The sequence below is a fragment of the Streptomyces sp. NPDC050535 genome, assembly GCF_044457665.1.
Lineage (GTDB): Bacteria > Actinomycetota > Actinomycetes > Streptomycetales > Streptomycetaceae > Streptomyces.
Genome location: NZ_JBITHE010000008.1, coordinates 15,575 through 37,728, shown reverse-complemented (window position 1 = coordinate 37,728; position 22,154 = coordinate 15,575). Strand labels below are relative to the sequence as shown.

Here is a 22,154-nt window from a genome sequence, read left to right as displayed (position 1 = left end):
GCGACCAACCAACCAGACAAGCCCAGCAACCAAAGCCTGCAACCACCCGAGCGCAGCAGTGCACAGCGACATGTGCTGACCCGAACGAAAGGACACATGAGCGTGAGAAGGCCAATGCCGCCTCCTTCTCCGGAGGAGACTATGCAGATCATTATGGAGTCTAAACAAGAAAAGCTGGCACGCATCCTTACCGCCCCCGGCGCCGGACCCACTGACCCGTACCTCCCCTGGGACAAGCTTCGCCACAAGAACCCACCTGACGGACTAACACACGAAGAATGGTGGGCGGGCATCAAGCTTGCACGTCGCCGAGTGCAGCGCACCCTGCCGTTGACGGATATTAATGAAAAACCCTTCTTTTTTGCGCTACCTGACGTCGTCCTCAAGTCCTTGGAGGAAGTAAGTAGAGACGCCAGCGGGAAGATCACTATTAGCGAGCAAGTCACCAACCCTGCCACCCGGGACCGCTATCTGATCAATTCCCTGATCGAGGAGGCCATTAATTCCAGTCAGCTTGAAGGCGCATCCACTAGCCGTAAGGTCGCCAAGGAGATGATCCGCACGCAGCGTCAGCCGCGCGACCGTGACGAACGGATGATCTATAATAACTACCAAGCTATGCGCATGGTGGGAGAGCTACGTAACCAGCGACTTACGCCGGAAATGATTTGCGAGATCCACCGAGTAGTTACCGATGGAACCCTTGACAATCCGGATGCCTCTGGCCGCTTCCAGTTGCCACATGAGGATCGTGTAGGTGTTTGGAACGGTGACGAGCTCCTACATGCCCCGCCACCTGCTGCAACTCTACCCAAGCGCGTACAGAGGCTATGCGACTTCGCAAACGGCGAGTTGGATGAGGTCTATGTCCCGCCAGTCCTACGTGCGATCACCGTGCACTTTATGATCGGTTACGATCACCCGTTCGAGGATGGCAATGGACGCACGGCCAGGATTTTGTTCTATTGGTTGATGTTGAAACAGGGCTATTGGCTCACCGAATACCTGGCCATCTCGCCCATCCTCAAGAATGCACCTTCCAAATACGCTCAGAGCTACCTACACTCTGAAGATGACGAGAATGACCTAACGTACTTCCACCTGTATCAACTGGGCGTATTGCAACGGTCCATTTCTCATCTGCATGACTACCTCTTCGCCAAGGCAGAGGAAGTTCGTGAGCTACAGCAGAGCATCTCTGGTGCACAAAAGATCTTCAATCACCGACAGATTGCCCTACTGAACCATGCACTGAAGAATCCGGGCACGTCCGTATCAGCCCAGTCACATATGGCTAGCCATATAATCGTTTACGAAACCGCGCGACAGGACCTAATTGGACTCGAAAATCACGGGCTTCTACAAAAGAGCAAATCCGGCCGATCATACGTCTGGACGCCTGTCGAAGACCTAGCGCAGCGGTTGCGCGGTATGAATGGCGAAGGTGACGCAGGGGCCAACTCGGACTGATGTAGTTTTAGAGGTTCATCCAAAAAGTAGCCGCCTATAGCCGTGGAGCGATTGGGCACGGCAGGGCCTACTGGCGCCATCGGCCGCGGTGGTGACGGACGGACTCCCGGTGGGATCGTGTGCCGAGGATCGATCCTCAGGACGCTCGCAGAATGGTCGCCGCGGATCACCGTGAGGCCGTCTTCAATGACGATGGCGCCTACATCGAGCATCACGTGGCAGTTCGGGCACAGGCAGAGGACGTTGCCGGTGGTGTCCGGGCCGTTATGCGGGGACCCGAGAGCTCGAATGTGAGCGCCTTCGCTATGGCTACCCCCCGGGACATCGATTCGCAGGTCACAGTTCTGACACCGGTTGTCGTGCCACGCCTTCACCTGCCGCTTCACAGCACTACTGCGAACGATGCGCTGCACGGTCGAGGTGATGCGCTCTGGGCTCTCGTACCCGTGACGGCAGCAGGCCCCGACTCTGCGGGGGCGTTCAGGACCCCGACTTCTGTGCCACCTGAGGCGTGGGAGTGTCCCCATAGGCTTCAAGGCGGAACTGCCAGATGAGGAAGCCGTCGATGCCGATCTTGCTGCCGTAGCTGGTGACGCGCTAGAGGCCGTCGTACCGATACCCAGCCGCTGGCGCGTAGGGTGCGTCACCCATAGCCGCGCAGGACACGAACAGGCAGGCCTGCGAGATAGCTGGTCACGAGAGCCGCGTTGCCGGAGTCGTCCAGCGACTGATCGCTCACCTGGTTGCGGAGCCGTTCTGCCCACCGTGACCGGTGTAGACGATGACCTCTCCGTAATCGTTCTTGTAGCCACCGGACACGACGATGGACTCTGCGCCGGTCTGCTTGGTCCAACAGATACTTGCCTGCAACGACCTATGCACGCCCGCCTGCCGGCGCGTGCTGAACTCCTGGCCCGCTTCAACGTTGGGTACGTCACCGATCATTGCCACAGCCTGACACGCGCTACTGCCACTCCCCCAGCGATTTCGAGGATCGCCCACTGCTGTCGCCAGATAGGGCCGTGACCTGGTCATTCGGCGTTTCTGGAGCAACTGGCCACAGTTGGAGCAGGTTTGCTGCTCCCGCTCTCAGGCACCGAACTGAGGGCCGACGCATTACGAGTACGCAGATTAGACGGCCCGGGCGGATGCTCGCCCAGACGTCAACACCGTTCCGGAATCCGCCCTGCACAATGGATGTCGAGCGCCGCCGGTACCTTGTAGGCAACCATCCGCAAGAAGTCCCCGAAAAGTCCCCAGCGCCACGCGAGCCGCGCTTGCCAAGCCAAAACACCAGCTCAGAGCCGTGAGCGCAGGCAGCCGACGTATCCGTCAAGTACAAGGAGACGGCCCGGGGCGGGCTGGCGGTGAACATCATCGAGTGCTGAGCCGGGGGCAGTTGGATGCGGTCCGGGATGTGGTGGACAGGGGTGACGGGCCACTCCGGGGGAACGCTGGAGTTCAAACCCCTCCAGTCCCCCACTTCCCGGAGGCCCCACATGCTGCGAGGCATCGATGTCAGCGCGTACCAGTCGTCCACCTACGGAACCGACGGTCTCTCCTTCGTCTTCGTCAAGGCGACGGAGGGCCGTTCGTACGTCAACCCCAAGCTCGCCGCCCAGGTGAAGAGGGCCCGCGACGCCGAATGCGTCGTCGGCTTCTACCACTTCCTGTGGCCCGGCAACATCACGGCACAGGCCGAGTACTTCCTCAGCAAGGCCCCGGAGAAAGCGGGCGACATCCTCGCCGTCGACTGGGAGACCACCGGCGAGGGCACCCACGCGAGCAACGCCGAGAAGGACCGCTTCATCCGCAAACTGAAGGAACTCCGCCCGAACCACCGGGTGCTGCTCTACGCGAACCGCAACTTCTGGCTCAACATCGACACCACCTCCTACGCGGGTGACGGTCTGTGGATCGCCGACTACGTGACCGCGGGCAAGCCCCGTATCCAGGCAAAGTGGCGCTTCCATCAGTACACGGACGACCCGTTGGACAAGGACGTGGCCGACTTCGCCAGCAAGGCTGCGCTGCGCAAGTGGGCGGAGGGCGCCTGACTGGTCCCTGCGCCCAAGGAGGTAGCCGACTGAGTTCGAAGTCGTCTCGCCGGCGGATCCGCGATGTAGGCGTTCAGGAGATCGAAGGTACGAAGTCCGAGTGGAAGCGCTTCGTACCAACCGAGGCCGTGGGCGTTGCAGTTGGCACAGATCAGGCCACGCACACACTCACCACAGCTCCGCCGACCGGGGCAGCATGCATGGTCATGGTCGATGTGCATGGCCTTTCTGCCCGCATCGGCAGTGCGGCAAATCGCGCAACTCTGCCGCTGGAAATGCAGCAGTTGAGCGACGAACTCCTTCGTCAGGTTGTAGTGACCGAGGCGAACCAACTCGGCGTTGCACGGTTTACAGTACGGCCGAGGCGTGCCTTTCGCGTTGAGCGCCGAGTACTCGGACACGGGTTTGTCCTCGCCACATCCCAGACACTCGATGATTCCGCTTTCGACCATCGCCCGGTAGGCACCACTGTCCCTCCTCTTCCGCAGCGGAGACAGCGAACGCCCGCCATTTCTCTGCTGGTAGTGAGCGGTACAGAGCCCTCGAGCCGACATGGCCCTGGCACACCCGCCGAATTGACAGTGCGGACGCGTGTCCTCGGCCATGGGACCGGCCTTGAGGGGAGACAGCTCTTTCCCTCGCCGGAACTGCGTGTAGTGGCTTCCGCACAACCCCCTTGTGATCCTGTGTTTCTCGGAGGATCGGTCGCAGGACCATCCCTCCCCGCCTGCTTTGCAGGTTCTCACCCGGTCCCCGCTCTTCGATCAGCAACCGCATCATCTGATCAACGAGTCGGCCGAACATGCGTAACGCAGTCGCACAGTTAAGCCCATCGTCGGGCGGGGCGACGGCGGCGCCGTCGCCCACAGGGCCGGCGTCATGAGCGTCGTACGCGAAGGCGGCCAAGTGCGGCCCGGGGACTCGGTGGCGGTCGAGTTGCCGGACGGGCCGCACCGGCCGCTGCGGATCGTGTGACGCCACGGGGCCGGACCCCGCGGGGGCGTCAGGCGCGATGGGCCGCCGGGCGGTCCGGGGACGCCTCGGCCAGCGCCTTCGTCACCGCGGCCGTGCCCTCGGCGAGACCGTAGACGGGGGTTTCGGGCTGCTGGCGCCAGGAGTCGTCGATGCTGCCGGCGTCCACGGTGTCGAAGCCGAGTTCGTCGATGAGGGCGCGGACCACGCGCTTGGCGGCCTCGTCGTCGCCGGCGACCGGGAGGGCCACGCGGTCGGGGGCGCCCGCGGGACGGTGGCGGTCCAGGATGTCCTGGGCGTAGGTCCCGTTGAAGGCCTTGATGACGGTGTGGCCGATCTGCTGGGACGTCCAGCGGCTCTCGGTGAGGCCGTCGTCCTCGATGGCGGCGATCCTGCCGTCGCGCTGCTGGGGGTAGTAGTTGCCGGTGTCGATGACGGCGACCCCGTCCGCCGCCTCGTCGAACAGCCCGGACGGCAGGTCCGGCACCGCCTTCAGGGGGACCGTGACCACGACGACCTCGGCTCCGCGCGCCGCCTCCTCGGCCTTGACGGGTGTCGCCCCGGTCTCCGCGGCCAGGGCGGTGAGGGTCTCGGGGCCCCGGGAGTTCGCGACGGAGACGTCGTGCCCGAGGGCGGTGAGACGCCGGGTGAGGTTGCCGCCGATGTTGCCCGCGCCGATGATGCCGATCTTCATGAGACAGACCCTTCTGGGGTTGGTGCTCCTGACGTCGATCAGCAACCCCGGGTCCGGACCCGCTATTCCGGCGCCTACGGCGAACAGGTGACCCACGCGAAAGAGGGCGCCCGCCGGATCACCGGGGGCGCCCTCCTCGTAGGTACTACTTGTTCAGGTGGGCCCAGAACTCCTCGAACGACAGAAGCTTGTCGCTGTTGAGGTCACGGCTGGCGATCACGGCCTCGGCGACCGACTCGGTGACGTTCCAGTCACCGCCCTGGGCGAGGGCGGTCTTGAACTCGGCGGCCGTGACGAACCCGTCCCCGTCCGTGTCGATCCGCTCGAACGCCTTGCGTGCTTCCTCAATGTCCGCCACCGGGACCGCCCCTTCGTAGTGCACTGTGCCTCGTTTACGGAGGTCAGATTATCGGGCGACGTGAGCGCGGAGTGCGGCGACCACCCAGACGAACTCCTCCCGGTGCGCGGCCAGCGGCGGCTGCCCCTTCACGGCGATCAGCAGTTCGCGATAGCGGGCGACCTGGTTGTTCGCCGGCGCCTCCAGACGCTCCAGTACGGCGGCGGGGTCGGCGTCGCCGAGCAGATCCCGCAGGATCCCCTCGGCCTCCGGCGCCTCGGGCTCGATCCCCCGCTCGCGGGCCCGCGCCGCGAGCTGGACGAGACGCTGGGCGAACCACATGGAGGCCCCGGCCGGGGCCTCCTGACCGCGGTCGGCGGCGTTGAACTCGGCCACCTTGCGCATCTGCGCCCGGAACTCGGGTTCCCGCAACAGCTCGGCCAGCTCCACCCACGCGTCCACCTGCTCGGGCGTCGGCTCCTCCGGCAGGTCCACGGCCGCGCTCCGCATCCGCTCACGGATCACCGGGTCCGCGGTGTCCAGTCCGTGGAACATCTCGTCCACGAACTCCTCGATGATCCGCCTTCGCTCGGCGGCCGACAGCCGCGCCAGTTTGTTCATCAGGGTCATCTCCTCTGCGGTCGAGCCGCGTCGCGCCACGGTCGACAGCACCGCCCGGGTCACCTTGAGGGACCGGATCTGCGCGTCCAGCGCGGCGACGTGCGTGGCCGCGACCTCCGCGACCGTCGTCTCGCCCGCCAGCACCCGGCGTACGTCGTGCAGTCCGAGGCCCAACTCCCGCAAGGTGCGGATGAGTTCGAGGCGCGCCACGGAGCCCGCGTCGTACAGCCGGTAGCCACCGGCCGACCGGACCACCGGGGGCAGCGCGCCCTCGTCGGACCAGTGGCGGATGGTGCGCACCGACAGACCCGTGCTCCGGGAGAGCTCTCCGATGGTGAACAGTCCGGTGCCGTCTTCGATCATGTCTGCGAGTCTGGGCCTTCCAGTGGGTGGAGACTCAAGTGAGAGGACGGGGCGCCATGGCCGACACTCTGCGGGACATCCTGGACGCGGCCGCCCGGGGTGTCTTCCCCCCGGCCGACGGCGGCACGACCGTCGTACGCCAGCACGCCCATCGTGACGCCGGCGTGCTCGCGTTCACCGCGCACTCCGTCGTCTTCACCGACGAGGACGAGGGATGGGTACGCGGGGCACTGGCCCGGCTCGACTGCGACGCGCTCGCCGCGACGATGAATCCCCGGTTCCTGGCGGCGTTCATGGAGCGTACGGGCCGGTCGAACGACACGATCGACCTGCTCACCGTGGCCGTTCCGCTCCCGGGTGAGCCCTCGCTCGCGCTCACCGAGATCGAGGATCCCGGCCATCCCCGGGTCGCGCGGGCGCGTGAGCACCGCGACGAGGTCCGGGTCTGGAAGGCGGCCGACGGCGGTGTGCTCGTCCTGGGGCGCGGGGTCGCCGGGCGGCTGGAGGCCGCCGTCGAGGTGGACGAGGGCGTACGGCACCGAGGGCTGGGGCGGGCACTGGCCGGGGCGGCGCGGCAGTTGGGCGGGGGCGAACCGGTGTGGGCCCAGCTCGCGGCGGGAAACGCCCGCAGCCTGCGGGCGTTCCGGGCGGCAGGTTATGTTCCGGTCGGCGCGGAGGCGCTGCTCACCGCGTCCTGACGCGGGCGGCGTTCAAGGCGGCGGCCTCCGACCGGCCGCTGTTCAGCGGAAGATGCCGGTGTGGCCGAGCGAGTAGCGGCCCGGCTGCGGGTACACGGCGAGGCCGTGCGGGCCTTTGCCGACCGGGATGCGGGCGAGCTGGACGCCGGTGCGGGTGTCGATGGCGTACACCTCGGCGTCGTAACGCCCGGACAGCCAGAGGACTTTGCCGTCGGCCGAGACGCCGCCCATGTCGGGGCTGCCGCCGTCGGGCAGGTGCCACTTCCTGGTCAGCCTGTCCTGGGTGAAGTCGAAGACGGAGACGGAGCCCTCGCCGCGGTTGGTGACGTACATCTCGCGCGAGTCGCGGCTGACGTACAGGCCGTGGCAGCCCTTGCCGGTGGGCAGGAGCGTGGGCTCGGTGAACTTGTCGCCGTCAAGGACCCACATGCCGTGGGCCATCATGTCGGCGATGTAGAACTTCTTGCCGTCGGGGGAGATCTTGACGTCCTGCGGCATCGCGCCGTCGAAGGGGAGTTTCCGCTTTCCGATGACCTTCATCTTCTCGGTGTCGACCTTGAGCAGTTCGCCGCTGAACTCGCAGGAGACGATGAAGTAGCGGCCGTCCGCCGAGAAGTCGGCGTGGTTGACGCCGTAGCAGCCGACCGGTTCGGTCTTGAGGCGCTTCATGGTGTGCGCGTCGCGGAAGACCAGTTCGCGGTCGAGGGAGGCCATGACGATGGAGTACCTGCCGTTGGGCGTGAAGTACAGGTTGTACGGGTCGTGCACCTCGACCTCCTTGCCCGCCTTCCCGGTCTTCGGGTCGATGGGGGTGAGCGTGTGCCCGCGGTTGTTGTTGACCCAGAGCGTCTTCAGGTCCCAGGAGGGGACGACGTGCTGGGGCTGCCGGCCGACGTGCAGGGTGTCGATGACCTTGTACGTCGCGGGGTCGATGACCGAGACGGTGTCGGACTCGGTGTTGGGGACGTAGACGCGGGACGGGAAGTCCCTGACCACCGGGGAGAGTCTGCCAGGGCGGTCGGCGGCGTAGACGTCCGTCGGGTCGAGCACGGGGGGCATGCCGCGCAGGCCCTGGACGGCCGGCGGCTTCCTGGGCCGAGGCGGGTCGGCGGCGCCCTTGGTGCCGAGGGCCTCGTTCGCGCGGTCCCCGCCCCCGGTGCCGCAGGCGGCGAGGATGGCGAGGACGGCGGTGGCGACCAGGGCGCGCTTCGTGGGGTTCCGGTGCATCAGCTCAGCAGCTCCGTGGTGGTGACCGCGCGCAGGCCGCGGCGGTGCAGGTCTTCCAGGACGGCGGGCAGCGCGGCGACGGTGTCCGCGTACCCGAAGTGCAGGCTCACCACGGATCCGTTGCGGAGCTCCCCGGTGATCCTGCGAGCGACGGCGGGGCCGCCCGGCGAGGTGAAGTCGAGCGGGTCGACGTCGTAGGAGAGGACGTGCGGGTAGCCGGCGCCGCGGGCGAGTCGTCGCACGAGCGGGGAGGCGTGGGCGGTACGGGACGGCCTGAACCAGGTGCCGATGGAGCCGGTCAGCCGGCGCAGCCGCTGGGCGCAGCCGCGGATCTCCGCGTCCGCGTCCGCCTCGGACATCGCGTTGATGTCGAGGTGGCGGAGGGTGTGGTTGCCGAGGTCGTGGCCCCCGTCGAGGATGCGGCGGGCCAGTTCGGGGTGCTCGTCGAGCCAGCTCCCCACGGCGAGCACGGTGACGTGGGCGCCGCCCTTCTCGGCCTCGCCGAGGACCGCCCTGGCGATGGCGGGGTCGCCCTGGCCGTGAAAGGTGAGGGCGACCTGGGGCCGGCCGCGGGGGCCGTGGGCGATCTCCACGGGCTGGTCCGGAAAGCGGCGGGGCGAGGGCGCGACGGGTACGGCGCGGGGTGCGCCGCTGGTACGGGCGGTGGGAGTCGCACGGCTGGTACGGGCGGTGCGGGCGGTGGGATTCGTGTCGCTGGCGCGGGCGGCCGGGTGTGCGACGGCCCCGGTCACGGAACATCCGGCGGTGAGCGCCCCGGCCCCGGACATCCCGGCCGCGAGGGCGAACCCCGAACGCAGCACCACCCGCCGGTCCGGCGCCGGGCGCGTGGTGTTGGCTCCGGAGGGCTGCTGAGAGGGGTGATCGGACATGGTCATCCGCACCATTTAAGGCGAGTTACCAGGAAAACAGGAGATTGCACCTATTGGGGGGCGGGTCGCAGGGTGGGACGGGAGGGGCATGCGGGGTGTGCGGGACGCGCGGGGGCCTTTTGGATCACTCACCCACGTCTGGAATAGTCGGCGGTGCGACCTCCACCCATTGACCCGGGCCATGGTTGTCGCCGGTGCCGCGGTTCACACCCCGAATCGTTCCGCGGTGCCCCCGGGAGCCCCGGTCGCCCAGCGGCCGGGGCTTTCCGCTCGGCCGGAGCGGGTTCAGCGGTCGGAGACGCGCATCTCGAACCAGGTGGTCTTGCCGCGCGGCAGGAGGTCGACACCCCAGCGGTCGGAGAGCTTGTCGACGAGGAAGAGGCCGCGGCCGCTCAGGTCCATCTCATGGACCGGCAGCAGACAGGGAAGGCCGCGGGAGGGGTCACGGACCTCGACCCGGATCCATCCGCGGCGGCGGCGCAGCCGGAGTCCGAAGACCCGGGCGCCGGTGTGCCGTACGGCGTTGCCGACGAGTTCGGAGACCAGCAGGACGGCGTCTTCCGTCATCTTCGGCGAGAGCCCCCACTGCCGCAGGACCACGACCTGGGTGAGCCGCCGCGCGGTGGCCGCGGACTCCGGGCGGGACGGCAGCGGCACCTCCGCCTCCACCGGATTACCGAACAACTCCAGCGCCTTGAGGGCCTGTTCGTCCTCGACCGCAGGCGTCCAGCGCGCCGCGGTCGCACTCCCGTGCCGCCGCGGCGGTTCGATACCCTCCAGCCCCGCCATGCCCCCATCATGGCCGCCCAGAGCCCTCTTCGGAGCCGTTCCGAAGGAATACGCCCCCCGGAACCTCCCATTCTGCGACAGTCGATCGGCATATGCCAAAGGCAGTCCAGAACCTACCGGTGCCCATCTGACCTGCCAGGAACGCCCACTTGAGGGCAAACTCCGGCATCCCCCGATCAGGCAGGCTTAAGGTTGCCTTAAGGCTCGCATAATCCAGCCCTTCGAGGGACACCGGGTAAGACATTCCGTCAACTGCAAGTGGATCAGGTCAACTTCCGGTGTGGGTTCCTAGCGGAACTTCGCCTTCCCCGGGCCCTCCTCCACGAAGCTCCGCATCCCCCGCTCCCGGTCCTCCGTGGCGAACAGGCCCGCGAACCAGTTGCGTTCGATCGCGAGCCCGGTGTCGAGGTCCGTCTCGAGACCCGCGTCGATGGACTCCTTCGCGGCGCGCAGCGCGATCGCGGGTCCCCGCGCCAGCCGCGCGGCCCACTCGTGCGCCTGGGCGTACACCTCCTCGGCCGGGACCACCCGGTCCACAAGACCCAGCGACAGCGCCTCGTCCGCCTTCACCATCCGCCCCGTGAAGATGAGGTCCTTGGCGCGCGACGGTCCGATCAGACGGGCCAGCCGCTGGGTGCCGCCGGCGCCGGGGATCACGCCGAGCAGGATCTCCGGCTGGCCGAGCTTCGCGTTCTCGCCGGCGATGCGGTAGTCCGCACACAGCGCCAACTCGCAGCCTCCGCCCAGCGCGTAGCCGGTGACCGCCGCGACGACCGGCTTGGGGATGCGGGCGACGGCGGTGAAGGAGTCCTGGAGGCCCCGGGACCGGACGACCATCGCCGCGTGGTCCATGTCCTGCATCTCCTTGATGTCCGCACCCGCCGCGAACACCTTCTCCCCGCCGTACAGCACGACCGCGCGCACGTCGTCGCGGCCCGCGGCCTCCTCGGCGAGTTCCTTGAGCCGGTCCTGCGTGGCGACGTCCAGTGCGTTCATCGGCGGACGGTCCAGACGGATGGTGCCGACACCCTCGGCCACTTCAAGATGCACAGTCATGGGAGCAGGTTAGCGGGCGTTAACGACAACGGGCCCGGTGTGCTCTGTCACAGCACACCGGACCCGTACGGAATACGCGGAAGGTCAGGCCTTCCACTTCTCCCAGGACATGTTCCAGCCGTTGAGCCCGTTGTCCGGGTCGACGGTCCTGTCGTCGGAGTTCTTCACGACCACCACGTCACCGGTCATCGACTGGTTGAAGAACCAGGCCGCGGCCACCTTGCCGTCGTAGCCGCCACGGACGTCCTTCAGACCGATGCAGCCGTGGCTGGCGTTGTAGTTGCCGAAGGCGTCGCCGCCCCAGTAGTTGCCGTGGATGAAGGTGCCTGAGGTGGTCAGGCGCTGGGCGTGCGGCACGTCCTTGATGTCGTACTCGCCGCCGTAGCCGACCGTCTCGCCGTTCATCCGGGTCACCGCGAGCCGCTCGGTGATGACCATCTGGCCGTTCCAGGTGTCGTAGCCGGGCTTGCCGGTGGTCACCGGGATGGTCTTGACGGTCTTGCCGTCGCGCTTGACGGTCATCGTCTTCGTCTTGACGTCGACGGTGGAGACCTGGCTGCGGCCGACCGTGAAGGAGACGGTCTTGACCTGCTCGCCGTAGACGCCGGGCCGTCCCTCGACACCGTCGAGGTTGAGCCGCACCGTCACCTTCGTACCGGCCTTCCAGTACGTCTCGGGACGGAAGTCCAGGCGGTCGTTGCCGAACCAGTGGCCTTCCACGTCGACCGCCGGAACGGTGGTCACGGTGATCGCCTTCTCGACGTCGTCGGGGTGCGTGATGCCCCGCGTGAAGTTCACCGAGAAGGGCATTCCGACGCCGACCTCGGAGCCGTCCTCGGGCGTGAAGATGCCGACGAAGGTGTTCTTCGGGGTCAGCGTGGTGAACGCGGACTCCTCGGCGGACTCACGGCCGCCGGAGTCCTTCGCCACCGCGTGGACCTTGTACCTGGTGGCCGAGGCGAGGTGCGTCGAGGGCGTCCAGGTGGCGCCCCCGCCCGTTATCTCACCCTCGACATCGTTTCCCTTGGTGTCCTCGACGGTGACCTCGGTCAGCTTGCCCTTGGCCGCGCTCACCTTGAGAGCGCCGCTGGTGGCCACGCCACCAGTCCCGTCCTTCGGGGCGATGGTCACGACCGCCTCCGAGACCTTGGTGTCCGCGGTCCCCGAACTCCCCGTGCCCCCGCCCTTGCCTTCCCCGGACCCGGAGTCCGAGTCCCCTCCCCCGCCGCACGCGGTCACGCCGAGCAACAGCACTCCCAGCAGCAGTGCCGGGATCCCTCTGCTCCGCCGTGCCCGCGCGCCAACCGACGGCCCCGATATCGGTCGCCCGTTCAAGTTCGTTCTCCCCTCGCACGGCCTGGTCAGGCCCGCACCCAGCGCGTCCCACGCGCGTATCGCGCTAATCAATCACACGGCCGGAAGGGATGGCTCCCCGCGATTGTCACCGTTCAGTCCCAACTTCAACTGTCCGAGGGGCGAGCCGGGAGCCCGGTGCGGGTACCGCTTTGTCGTCCTACTTCACCGCCCCGCCCGCTTTCCACGCCTTCCAGCTCATGTTCCACCCGCCGAGTCCGTTGTCGGGGGCGACCTGTTTGTCCTTGCTGTTGACGACCTCGACGACGTCGCCGATGAGGCTGCGGTCGAAGAACCAGCCCGCCGGGCTGTCCGAGCTGCCGCCCTTCACGTCCTTCAGACCCACGCAGCCGTGGCTGACGTTGGAGTTGCCGAAGACGCCCCGCGCCCAGTAGTTGCCGTGCAGGAAGGTTCCGGAGGCGGTGAGGCGCATCGCGTGGGGGACGTCCGGGATGTCGTACTCGCCCTTGCCGTCGGCCTTCTTGAAGCCGACCGTGGCACCGTTCATCCGGGTCACCTCGAGCATCTCGGTGACCACCATCTTCCCGTTGTACGTGGTGCTTTTGGGGGCCCCCGCGGTGATCGGCACGGTGGCGAGGAGCTCATCGTCGCGGCGTACCTCCATGGTGTGGTCGGCGGCGTCGACCAGGCTGACCTGGCCGCGCCCGACCGTGAACGAGAAGGTCCTGTACTGGAGCCCGTACACGCCCGGGGCCGCCTCGACGTCCCGCAGCCCCAGGCTGACCGTGACCTCCGTGCCCGGTTTCCAGTACTTCTCGGGCCGGAAGTCCAGGCGGTCCTTGCCGAACCAGTGCGGGCGGATCTCCACCGCCGGCTCCGCGTTCACCCGGATCGCCCGCTCGACGGCGGCGCGGTTCTCGATCTCCCGGTTGAACTCCAGGGAGACGATCATTCCGGTGCCGACGGTGGAGCGGTTCTCCGGGGTGACGTATCCGATGAACCGCTCGTCGGGGACGTACGTCGTGAACGTGGTGTGCCGGGCCGAGCGCCGCCCGTACCCGTCGACGGCCACGACGTCGACGCTGTACCTGGCGGCGAGCGCGAGCCGTTCGTCGTCGGGCCGCCAGCGCAGTCCGTCCTCGGAGATGTGCCCCGGCACCGGGGACTCCTGGGCGTCCTGCTCCTTGACGACCGTCACGGACTCCAGGCGTCCGCCGGGGACCCGCACCTGGATCGTCTCGTCCGGGCGCACCGCCTTGCTGTTGTCGTCCGGCGATACGCGGATGACGTCCTCGGGCGACGGCGGTTTGCCCAGCACCTCGTCCATCCCGTTCGACGTGCAGCCGGCGGCTCCGGCGAGCAGTCCGGCCCAGGTCAGTACGGCGGCCAGCGCGGCCCCTGCGCGCCGCGCGCGTGTCTCTACGTGCTTCACGGAGGGCCCAACGACTGCGCCTCTCCGGGGAAACGTGAGTGCGAGCCAAGCGCTGGGCAGAACAGTGGGGAGGACGACGCGAGCGGGAGCCGCGGCCGGGACGCCGCAGGCCTCCTGACCGCGCTCGCCCCACGAGCCGCGGGAGGCTGACCGGTGTCGAGCGCACCCGAGCAGGAGGCAGTACAGGAGGGGCGGGCCACGGGCGGCGTGCTGCCCGCGCAACCCGCCCCCCTGGTCAACGGCGCGGCGCGCGCGGCGCCCGCCGTGCAGGTGTGGCCAGGTGCCTCGACCCCGCTGGGCGCGCGCTTCCGCGTCGGCCCCGACGGCGTCACGGGCACCAACTTCGCGCTGTGGGCGGGCGGCGCGGAGTCGGTCGAGCTGTGCCTCTTCGACGAGGACGGCGCCGAGATCCGCGTCCCGCTGACCGAGCTGACCCACGAGATCTGGCACGGCTTCGTGCCCGGCGTGCTCCCCGGCCGCCGTTACGGCTTTCGGGTGCACGGCCGCTGGGACCCCTGGACCGGCGCCCGCTGGAACCCGGCGAAGCTGCTCCTCGACCCGTACGCCCGTGCCGTGGACGGCGACTTCACCCTGCCGCCCGAGGTGTACGGGCATGTCCGCGACTGGCCCCAGCAGCAGGTCGCGGACACCGTGCGCGACGACCGGGACTCGGCGCCGTACGTCCCCAAGGGTGTCGTGGTCCACGACGACGAGGACTGGTCGGACGACCAGCGCCCGAAGACCCCGTGGGCGGACTCGGTGATCTACGAGCTGCATGTGCGCGGGTTCACCCGTCTGCACCCCGGGATTCCGGAGGAACTCCGCGGCACGTACGCCGGGCTGGCGCATCCCGCCGCCATCGACCACCTGACGCGGCTGGGCGTGACGGCCGTGGAACTGCTGCCGGTGCACCAGTTCGCGCACGAGGACCATCTGCTGCGGAAGGACCTGAAGAACTACTGGGGCTACAACTCGATCGGGTACTTCGCCCCGCACGCCGGCTACGCCGCTTCCGGGACCACCGGCCAGCAGGTCGGCGAGTTCAAACGGATGGTACGGGCGCTGCACGCCGCCGGTATCGAGGTGATCCTCGACGTCGTCTACAACCACACCGCGGAAGCGGGCGAGTTGGGGCCCATGCTGTCGCTGCGCGGTATCGACAACCGCGGGTACTACCGGCTGCAGTCCGACGCACGCAGGTACACGGACTACACGGGGTGCGGGAACACGCTGCACGTGGTGCAGCCGCACGTGCTGCGGCTGATCACGGACTCGCTGCGGTACTGGGTGACCGAGATGGGGGTCGACGGTTTCCGGTTCGACCTGGCGGCGGCGCTGGCGCGGTCCATGCACGACGTCGACATGCTGTCGCCGTTCCTGGCCGTCATCGCGCAGGATCCGGTGCTCCGGCGGGTGAAACTGATCGCCGAGCCCTGGGACGTGGGCTCAGGGGGATATCAGGTGGGCGCCTTCCCTCCGCTGTGGACGGAATGGAACGACCGTTACCGCAACGCCGTGCGGGACTTCTGGCGCGGAGCGCTGCCGGACGTACGTGATCTGGGCTACCGGCTCTCGGGGTCGAGCGACCTCTACGCGTGGGGCGGGCGGCGCCCGTACGCCTCGGTGAACTTCGTGACCGCCCACGACGGGTTCACGCTCCGGGACCTCGTGTCCTACGAGGGCAAGCACAACGAGGCGAACGGCGAGGGGAACCGCGACGGCACGGACGACAACCGGGCGTGGAACTGCGGGGTCGAGGGAGAGACGGACGACGAGCGGGTACGGGCCCTGCGGCGGAGGCAGTTGCGGAACCTGCTGACGAGTCTGCTGCTGTCGACCGGGGTGCCGATGCTGGTCGCGGGCGACGAGTTCGGGCGGACCCAGCGGGGGAACAACAACGCCTACTGCCAGGACAACGAGGTCAGCTGGGTCGACTGGTCGTCTCTCGACGATCCCGGGTGGCGGGGGCTGTTCGAGCTGACGGCACGGCTGATCGCACTGCGGCACGAGCATCCCGTGCTGCGGCGGCGGGCGTTCTTCTCCGGGCGGGCGCACTCCGTGGACGGGCTGCGGGATCTGGCCTGGTTCACCGCGCGGGGGACGGAGATGACGGAGCGGGACTGGTACGCGCCCGCGGCGACGCTGGGGATGTACCTGTCCGGGCGGGACATTCCCGGGCGGGACGCTCGAGGGGCGCCCGTCGTGGACGACAGCTTCCTCGCGGTGCTGCACGCCGGGGACCGGCCGGTGAGTTTCGTACTGCCGGGGCCGCCCTGGGCCTCGCGGTACGAGGTGGTGGTGGACACCTCGCGGGAGTCGCAGGAGGAGGCTCCCGGAGTGGTGCACCGGGCGGGGGCGGGGATCACCGTGCCGGCTCGGGCGGTGTTGCTGCTGCGGGTGGCGGGGTGAGTTTCGTTCGCCCCCGCCGCCCCTACCCGTCCCTTGTCCTGGGGGCTCCGCCCCCAGACCCCCGTATCGCGCTGACGCGCTCGTCCTCAAACGCCGGACGGGCTGGAACGTCCATCGTGTGGACGGCTTCTTGACGGCTCAGGCTCACCGCTGGCACCGTCCGTGTCATGAGGCTCTTCGCTGATCACCCGTGCGCGCTCGTCGCGCTCGTGGAGCGACGTCACGTCGATCTGTGCCGGCAGTCCAGCGCCATCTGTCGCTGACCCCCGGCCCGCCCGCTCCCCCTCAGCCTTCTCTCCCTCCCCACTTCTTTTCTTCCTGCGTGTCCCGTCGTAGGGCACGTCTGTTCTGAGGAACCCCCATGTCCGAAATATCCCGTCGGGTCTTCGGTGGGCTGATCGGCGGCGGCGCCGTGACCGCCGTCGCCGGCCCGACCGCCGCCGCTTCCTCCGACTCCTCCGCCGAAACGGCCTCCAGCGAACGGCCGTTCCGGGCCCGTACCTCCGCCGCCGGATCCCGCCGACGCCCCAACATCCTCGTCATCCTGGGTGACGACCTCGGCTGGGCCGACCTCTCCTCGTACGGCGCACCGCACATCAGGACGCCGAACCTGGACCGGCTGGCCCGCCAGGGCGTGCGGTTCACCGACGCGTACTCCGGGTCGGCCACCTGCTCGCCGACCCGGTTCAGCCTCTACACCGGGCGCTATCCGGGACGTACGAGGGGCGGGCTGGCGGAGCCGATCGCCAACAGGACGCAGGGGCTGGACCCCAGCCACCCCACCCTCGGCTCGCTGCTGAAGAAGGCGGGCTACGCGACCGCGCTCATCGGCAAGTGGCACTGCGGCTGGCTGCCGGACTACAGCCCCACCAAGTCCGGTTGGGACGAGTTCTTCGGCAACTTCGGGGGCGTACTGGAGTACTTCTCCAAGCTCGGGCAGCTCGGTGACTACGACCTGTACGAGGGCGACGCCGTCTACAAGGACCTGCGGTACTACACGGAGGTGCTGACCGAGCGGGCCGTGGAGTACGTGAGCCGCGAGCACGACAAGCCGTGGCTGCTCAACCTCAACTTCACCACCCCGCACTGGCCCTGGCTCGCGGAGGACGACGCGGAGACCGGCGCCGAGATCGCGGCGAGGATACGGGCCGCGAGCAGCCCCGCCCAGGTGACCGCCGCACTGCTGCACAACGACGGCGGCTCGGTCGAGAAGTACACGCAGATGGTGGAGAGCCTCGACGCCGCCGTCGGCGAGGTGCTCACCGCGCTGCGCCGGGCCGGTCAGGAGGAGAACACGGTCGTGCTGTTCGCCAGTGACAACGGCGGCGAGCGCTTCTCGTACAACTGGCCGCTCAGCGGGGAGAAGGCCTCGCTGCTCGAAGGCGGTATCCGGGTGCCGACCATCGTGCGCTGGCCCGCCCGCCTCGACGGCAGGCAGGTCAGCCACGAGCCCGCGTTCTCGCCGGACTGGACGGCGACCCTCCTGGAACTGGGCGGCGCGCGGCCCGACCCGGCGTATCCGCTCGACGGCACCAGCCTGGCCGGGTATCTGCTGCGCGGTGAGGAGGTCGGCGAGCGTGACCTCTTCTGGCGGGTCCGGGGCAGCCGGGCGTTGCGGCGGGGCGACTGGAAGTACCACCGGGCCGCGGACGGAATCGACCACCTCTACGACCTCGCCGCGGACTCCCGTGAGCAGGCCGATCTCGCCGCGGACCGGCCGGAGTTGCTCGCGGAGCTGAAGGCCGCCTGGGAGAGGACCGACGGCGGGCTGCTGCCGTACCCGGCCGCCTAGCGGGCCGAGCTGTCCACAGGACCGCGAAGAGCGCAGGTCGTAGGACCAGCGGCCGACGCCGTAACGGCCAAAACTCAGTGGGCGGTGTCAGCGCCGAACCGTAGGCTCGCCACTGATGTCCACAACAGATGCAGTGACCAAGGACCACGCCGGGACCGAGGACCGTGCCGAGCCCCCCGCCCCTGCCGACCGTTCGACCGTGCGCAGCCTGCTGCGCCTGTGGCCGTACGTGCGGCCGGTGCGGGCGCGGCTGTTCACCGCGGCGTTCGTCGCGGTCGTGGCGTCCTGTACGGGGCTGGTGTTCCCGCTCGTCATGAAGTGGATGGTGGACGGTCCGGTGGCCGGCCACGACACGCGGGGTGTCTGGCTCGGAGCCCTGTATCTGCTGCTGCTCGGGATCGCCGAGGCCCTGCTGTTCGGACTGCGGCGATGGCTGGTGGCCCGGCCCCTGGCGGGTGTCGAGGCGGCGATGCGGGCGGATCTGTTCCGGCATCTCCAGCGGCTGCCAGTCGCCTTCCACGACCGCTGGGCCTCGGGTCAGCTGCTGTCCCGGGGCACCACGGACCTGATGCTGCTGCGGATGTTCCTGGCCTTCCCGCTGACCTTCCTGCTGGTCAACACCGTGACGATCCTCGCGGGCGTCGGCATCATGCTGGCCCAGGAGTGGACACTCGGGCTGCTGCTGCTCGCGCCCGCGCTGCCCGTCATGATCGTCTGCTGGCTCTTCGAGCGGCGGTACGCGGAGGTGGCGCGGCGGTCGCAGGACCAGGTGGGCGATCTGACGACGGTCGTCGAGGAGAGCGTGCTCGGCATCCGGATCATCAAGGGCTTCGGGCGCCATCGCAGCCAGGCGCACGCCTTCCGCGAGCTGTCCCGGACCCTGCGCGGTACGGAACTCGCCAAGGCCCGTCTCCTCGCCACCATCTGGGTCGTCATCGTCACCCTCCCCGAACTCGCCATCGGCGCCGCCCTCGTGCTCGGCACGGTCCAGGTCGCCGACGGGGACCTCTCCGCCGGCACGCTGGTGGCCTTCCTCTCCACCGCTCTCGCCCTGCGCTGGCCGGTCGACTCGATCGGCTTCCTGCTTGCCATGAGCCAGGAGGCGGCGACGGCCACCGAGCGGTACTTCGAGGTGCTGGACGCGGAGCCGGAGTCCGCGGGCGTCTCCGCGTCCGCCGCCGGGACGGGCGAGGGCGGCCTGCGGTTCCACGACGTGCGGTTCCGCTATCCGGACGCCCCCGCGGACACCCCACCCGTCCTGGACGGCATCGAACTCCACATACGGCCGGGTGAGTCGATGGCCCTGGTCGGCGCGACGGGCACCGGTAAGACCACCCTCACCGCTCTCGTTCCCAGACTCCACGAGGTGACGTCCGGGCGGATCACGCTGGACGGCGAGGACATCACGGCGATGCCGCGCGAGGAACTCCGCGCCCGCGTGGCCGTCGCCTTCGAGGAGCCCACCCTGTTCTCCGCCACCGTCGGCGAGAACGTGCTCATGGGAGCCGGGGACGGTGCGGGGGAAGAGGAGCTGGACCGAGCGCTCGGCGTCGCGCAGGCGGACTTCGCGCACGCGCTGCCGCAGGGCACGGCGACGCAGGTCGGCGAGCAGGGCCTGAGCCTCTCCGGCGGCCAGCGGCAGCGGCTCGCCCTGGCCAGAGCGGTCGTCGGCAGCCCTCGCTTCCTCGTCCTCGACGACCCCTTGTCGGCGCTCGACGTCCACACGGAGGCCGCGGTCGAGGCGGCACTGCGCCGCGTACTGGCGGAGACGACCGCGCTGATCGTGGCGCACCGCCCGTCCACGGTCCTGCTCGCCGACCGGGTCGCCCTGCTCTCCGGCGGTCAGATCACCGCGGTGGGCACCCACCACGAACTGCTGCGCACGAACGCCGAGTACGCCCATCTGATGTCGGGCACCGAGGAGGACGACCGATGACGGCGCCGACGACGACCGCGCCGGGCAAGGGCGAGGGCAAGGACAGGGACTCCCGGAAAGCCCCGCGGCACGCGGACCCCTTCGACCACGACAACCTGCCCGCGCCCCCGGGCGCGACGGCCGCGCTGTTGCGCTCGCTGCTCGCCCCGCTCAGGTCCCGGGTGGTCCTGGCCTCCGTCCTTCTCCTGCTCCAGCAAGCCGCCGTCCAGGCGGGCCCGCTCCTCGTCGCGTACGCCATCGACCGCGCCGTACCGGCGTTCAGGCACCACGACAACGGCCCGCTGATCGCGGTGGCCGTCGCCTATCTGCTCTGCTCGGTGGCCTCCGGCGCCTTCCAGTACGCGTTCATCCTCGCGTCCGCCCGCGTCAACCAGGACGTGCTGCTGGACCTGCGCGGCCGGATCTTCCGGCACGCGCAGGCGCTCAGCATCGACTTCCACGAGCGCTACACCTCGGGCCGGCTGATCTCGCGTTCCACGACGGACGTCGAGTCGCTGCGCGAGCTGCTCAGTGAGGGGTTGCAGGAGCTCGTCACGGTCATCCTGTCCTTCGTCTACATCTCGGCGATGCTGCTCTGGCTCGACCTGGGGCTCGGCGCGGTGGCGGTGGCGTCCTTCGTGCCGCTGTATCTGCTCATCCGTCTCTACCAGCGCCGCGCGGGCCGCATCTTCGCGATCCGTTCGACCGCGATCGCCTCCCTCATCGTGAAGTTCGCCGAGACGATGAACGGCATCCGCCCGGTGCGCGCGTTCCGCCGCGAGGCCGCCAACGACGCGGAATTCCGGGTGCTCAACCGGCACCACGAGCGGACGAACGGCGACGCCCTGCTGGAGATGGCCCGCTATGTCATCGGATCCCGTCTGGTCGCCAACACGGCGGTCGCGGGGATCGTGCTGTGGGGGGCGTCCCGGGTGGCCTCCGGCTCGCTGGCGCTGGGTGTGCTGGCGGCGGCGGTGCTGTATCTGCGCCGGCTGTACGACCCGATCGACCGCCTGGGCATGTTCCTGAACTCCTACCAGTCCGCGGCGGCCTCGCTGGAGAAGATCGCGGGACTGCTGGCCCAGGTCCCCTCCGTGCCGGAGCCCGCCGCGCCCAGGCCGCTGCCCGCCCTGGCGTCCGAACACCCGGGCCGCGAGGTCGTCTTCGACGGCGTCCGCTTCGCGTACCGCACCGGCGGCGAGATCCTCCCCGCTTTCGACCTCACGCTCCCCGCCGGCCAGACGGTGGCTGTCGTCGGCTCGACGGGTGCGGGCAAGTCGACACTCGCCAAGCTGGTGGCGCGTTTCTACGACCCCACCGGCGGCCGGGTCCTCCTCGACGGCGTCGACCTGCGCGACCTGTCCGTGCCCGAACTGCGGCGCGGGGTGGTGATGGTGACGCAGGAGGCGTTCCTGTTCTCCGGCACGGTCGCCGAGAACATCGCCATCGGCCGCCCCGACGCGACCCGTGCGGACATCGAGCGCGCCGCGAAGGCGATCGGCGCCCACGGCTTCATCAGTTCTCTGCCCGACGGCTACGACACGGACGTACGCAAGCGCGGTGGCCGCATCTCGGCCGGTCAGCGCCAACTGGTGGCCTTCGCGCGGGCGTTGCTCGCCGATCCGGCCGTCCTCATTCTCGACGAGGCGACCAGCTCGCTGGACGTCCCGGGTGAACGGGCGGTCCAGCGCGCCATGTCGACGGTGCTGCGGGGCCGTACGGCGATGGTCATCGCGCACCGGCTCTCCACGGTGGAGATCGCCGACCGGGTGCTGGTGATGGAGCGGGGCCGGGTGGTCGAGGACGGCACACCGGCCCAACTCGTCGCCGGTACGGGCAGGTTCGCGGATCTGCACCGGGCATGGCGGGACAGCCTCGTCTAGGGCCTGTCGTCACATTCCCGTCGTCGCCCGGAGGGCGGCCTCGCGCCCGCCGCGGAGCGACAGATGTCCGCGTAGGTGCGTGCTCTGGGGGTCCCCCCGGCCGGAGGCTGGGGGAGTGCCGGGCGTAGGCCCTCGTACTGGACGTACTCGGGTCTACGCCCGGTGCGGCGAGAGTGCGTGCATGGCGTCGCGCGGCAGACGGGAATGTGACGACAGGGCCTAGGGCCTGTCGTGG

General features: G+C 68.9%; 19 protein-coding genes and 1 pseudogene. 8 read left to right on the top strand and 12 right to left on the bottom strand.

Going from position 1 to position 22,154, the window contains the following annotated elements:
- A partial coding sequence (locus ACIBLC_RS19445) for a Fic family protein (protein WP_399212235.1) occupies positions 1-1,470 on the top strand: 1,470 nt, incomplete at its 5' end.
- Between the two features lie 242 nt (positions 1,471-1,712).
- Here the strand turns inward: ACIBLC_RS19445 and ACIBLC_RS19440 are convergent.
- Both ACIBLC_RS19440 and ACIBLC_RS19435 read right to left on the bottom strand, forming a co-directional pair.
- A pseudogene (locus ACIBLC_RS19440) lies at positions 1,713-1,997 on the bottom strand (hypothetical protein); the annotation flags it as partial.
- Positions 1,998-2,205: 208 nt separating this feature from the next.
- Positions 2,206-2,415 (bottom strand): YDG/SRA domain-containing protein, encoded by a 210-nt coding sequence (locus tag ACIBLC_RS19435; protein WP_399212234.1) that lies wholly within the window; start codon positions 2,413-2,415, stop codon positions 2,206-2,208.
- Positions 2,416-2,969: 554 nt separating this feature from the next.
- On the opposite strand from ACIBLC_RS19435, the gene ACIBLC_RS19430 reads away from it, so the two are divergent.
- Positions 2,970-3,527 carry a glycoside hydrolase family 25 protein gene (locus ACIBLC_RS19430; RefSeq protein WP_399212233.1) on the top strand — a complete coding sequence of 186 codons (558 nt, stop codon included), beginning with the start codon at positions 2,970-2,972 and terminating at the stop codon, positions 3,525-3,527.
- On the opposite strand, the gene ACIBLC_RS19425 is transcribed toward ACIBLC_RS19430, so the two are convergent.
- The 4 genes from ACIBLC_RS19425 to ACIBLC_RS19410 form a co-directional block, all read right to left on the bottom strand.
- On the bottom strand, positions 3,443-3,979 hold the full coding sequence (locus tag ACIBLC_RS19425) for an endonuclease domain-containing protein (protein ID WP_399212232.1): 537 nt from the start codon (positions 3,977-3,979) through the stop codon (positions 3,443-3,445). The two genes, ACIBLC_RS19430 and ACIBLC_RS19425, sit on opposite strands and share 85 nt — an antisense overlap.
- Positions 3,980-4,530: 551 nt before the next feature.
- A complete protein-coding gene (locus ACIBLC_RS19420) occupies positions 4,531-5,193 on the bottom strand; it encodes an NADPH-dependent F420 reductase (protein WP_399212231.1) in 663 nt (220 codons plus the stop codon).
- A 145-nt stretch (positions 5,194-5,338) separates the two neighbouring features.
- A complete protein-coding gene (locus ACIBLC_RS19415) occupies positions 5,339-5,551 on the bottom strand; it encodes an EF-hand domain-containing protein (protein ID WP_383682968.1) in 213 nt (70 codons plus the stop codon).
- 48 nt (positions 5,552-5,599) lie between these two features.
- On the bottom strand, positions 5,600-6,514 hold the full coding sequence (locus tag ACIBLC_RS19410; protein ID WP_399212230.1) for a MerR family transcriptional regulator: 915 nt from the start codon (positions 6,512-6,514) through the stop codon (positions 5,600-5,602).
- A 56-nt stretch (positions 6,515-6,570) separates the two neighbouring features.
- Here ACIBLC_RS19410 and ACIBLC_RS19405 point away from each other — a divergent pair, with 56 nt between their 5' ends.
- A complete protein-coding gene (locus ACIBLC_RS19405; RefSeq protein ID WP_399212229.1) occupies positions 6,571-7,212 on the top strand; it encodes a GNAT family N-acetyltransferase in 642 nt (213 codons plus the stop codon).
- 42 nt (positions 7,213-7,254) lie between these two features.
- Here the strand turns inward: ACIBLC_RS19405 and ACIBLC_RS19400 are convergent, their stop codons facing one another.
- From ACIBLC_RS19400 to ACIBLC_RS19375, 6 genes are all read right to left on the bottom strand, one after another.
- Positions 7,255-8,439: a hypothetical protein gene (locus ACIBLC_RS19400; RefSeq protein WP_399212227.1), complete on the bottom strand. Its 1,185-nt coding sequence runs from the start codon at positions 8,437-8,439 to the stop codon at positions 7,255-7,257.
- Positions 8,439-9,329, bottom strand: coding sequence for a polysaccharide deacetylase family protein (locus ACIBLC_RS19395; protein WP_399212504.1), 891 nt, complete (start codon positions 9,327-9,329; stop codon positions 8,439-8,441). Before ACIBLC_RS19395 ends, ACIBLC_RS19400 begins: the two co-directional genes overlap by 1 nt.
- A gap of 285 nt (positions 9,330-9,614) precedes the next feature.
- Positions 9,615-10,118, bottom strand: coding sequence for an ATP-binding protein (locus tag ACIBLC_RS19390; protein ID WP_399212226.1), 504 nt, complete (start codon positions 10,116-10,118; stop codon positions 9,615-9,617).
- Positions 10,119-10,406: 288 nt separating this feature from the next.
- A complete protein-coding gene (locus tag ACIBLC_RS19385; protein ID WP_399212225.1) occupies positions 10,407-11,174 on the bottom strand; it encodes an enoyl-CoA hydratase/isomerase family protein in 768 nt (255 codons plus the stop codon).
- Between the two features lie 84 nt (positions 11,175-11,258).
- Positions 11,259-12,509: an Ig-like domain-containing protein gene (locus tag ACIBLC_RS19380; RefSeq protein ID WP_399212224.1), complete on the bottom strand. Its 1,251-nt coding sequence runs from the start codon at positions 12,507-12,509 to the stop codon at positions 11,259-11,261.
- Between the two features lie 178 nt (positions 12,510-12,687).
- The gene (locus ACIBLC_RS19375) at positions 12,688-13,920 is read right to left on the bottom strand and encodes an Ig-like domain-containing protein (RefSeq protein ID WP_399212223.1); all 1,233 of its coding nucleotides are present in this window, start codon (positions 13,918-13,920) and stop codon (positions 12,688-12,690) included.
- A 153-nt stretch (positions 13,921-14,073) separates the two neighbouring features.
- On the opposite strand from ACIBLC_RS19375, the gene glgX reads away from it, so the two are divergent.
- The 5 genes from glgX to ACIBLC_RS19350 all read left to right on the top strand — a co-directional run bounded on the left by glgX (position 14,074) and on the right by ACIBLC_RS19350 (position 21,919).
- Positions 14,074-16,329 (top strand): glycogen debranching protein GlgX, encoded by a 2,256-nt coding sequence (gene glgX, locus ACIBLC_RS19370; protein ID WP_399212222.1) that lies wholly within the window; start codon positions 14,074-14,076, stop codon positions 16,327-16,329.
- A 167-nt stretch (positions 16,330-16,496) separates the two neighbouring features.
- The gene (locus ACIBLC_RS19365) at positions 16,497-16,592 is read left to right on the top strand and encodes a putative leader peptide (RefSeq protein WP_399212221.1); all 96 of its coding nucleotides are present in this window, start codon (positions 16,497-16,499) and stop codon (positions 16,590-16,592) included.
- Positions 16,593-16,690: 98 nt separating this feature from the next.
- On the top strand, positions 16,691-18,121 hold the full coding sequence (locus ACIBLC_RS19360) for a sulfatase (RefSeq protein ID WP_399212220.1): 1,431 nt from the start codon (positions 16,691-16,693) through the stop codon (positions 18,119-18,121).
- A 115-nt stretch (positions 18,122-18,236) separates the two neighbouring features.
- Entirely contained in the window at positions 18,237-20,057 is a 1,821-nt protein-coding gene (locus ACIBLC_RS19355; RefSeq protein WP_399212219.1) for an ABC transporter ATP-binding protein, read from the top strand.
- The gene (locus ACIBLC_RS19350) at positions 20,054-21,919 is read left to right on the top strand and encodes an ABC transporter ATP-binding protein (protein WP_399212218.1); all 1,866 of its coding nucleotides are present in this window, start codon (positions 20,054-20,056) and stop codon (positions 21,917-21,919) included. The genes ACIBLC_RS19355 and ACIBLC_RS19350 overlap by 4 nt, the downstream gene beginning before the upstream one ends.
- Positions 21,920-22,154 lie beyond the last annotated feature (235 nt).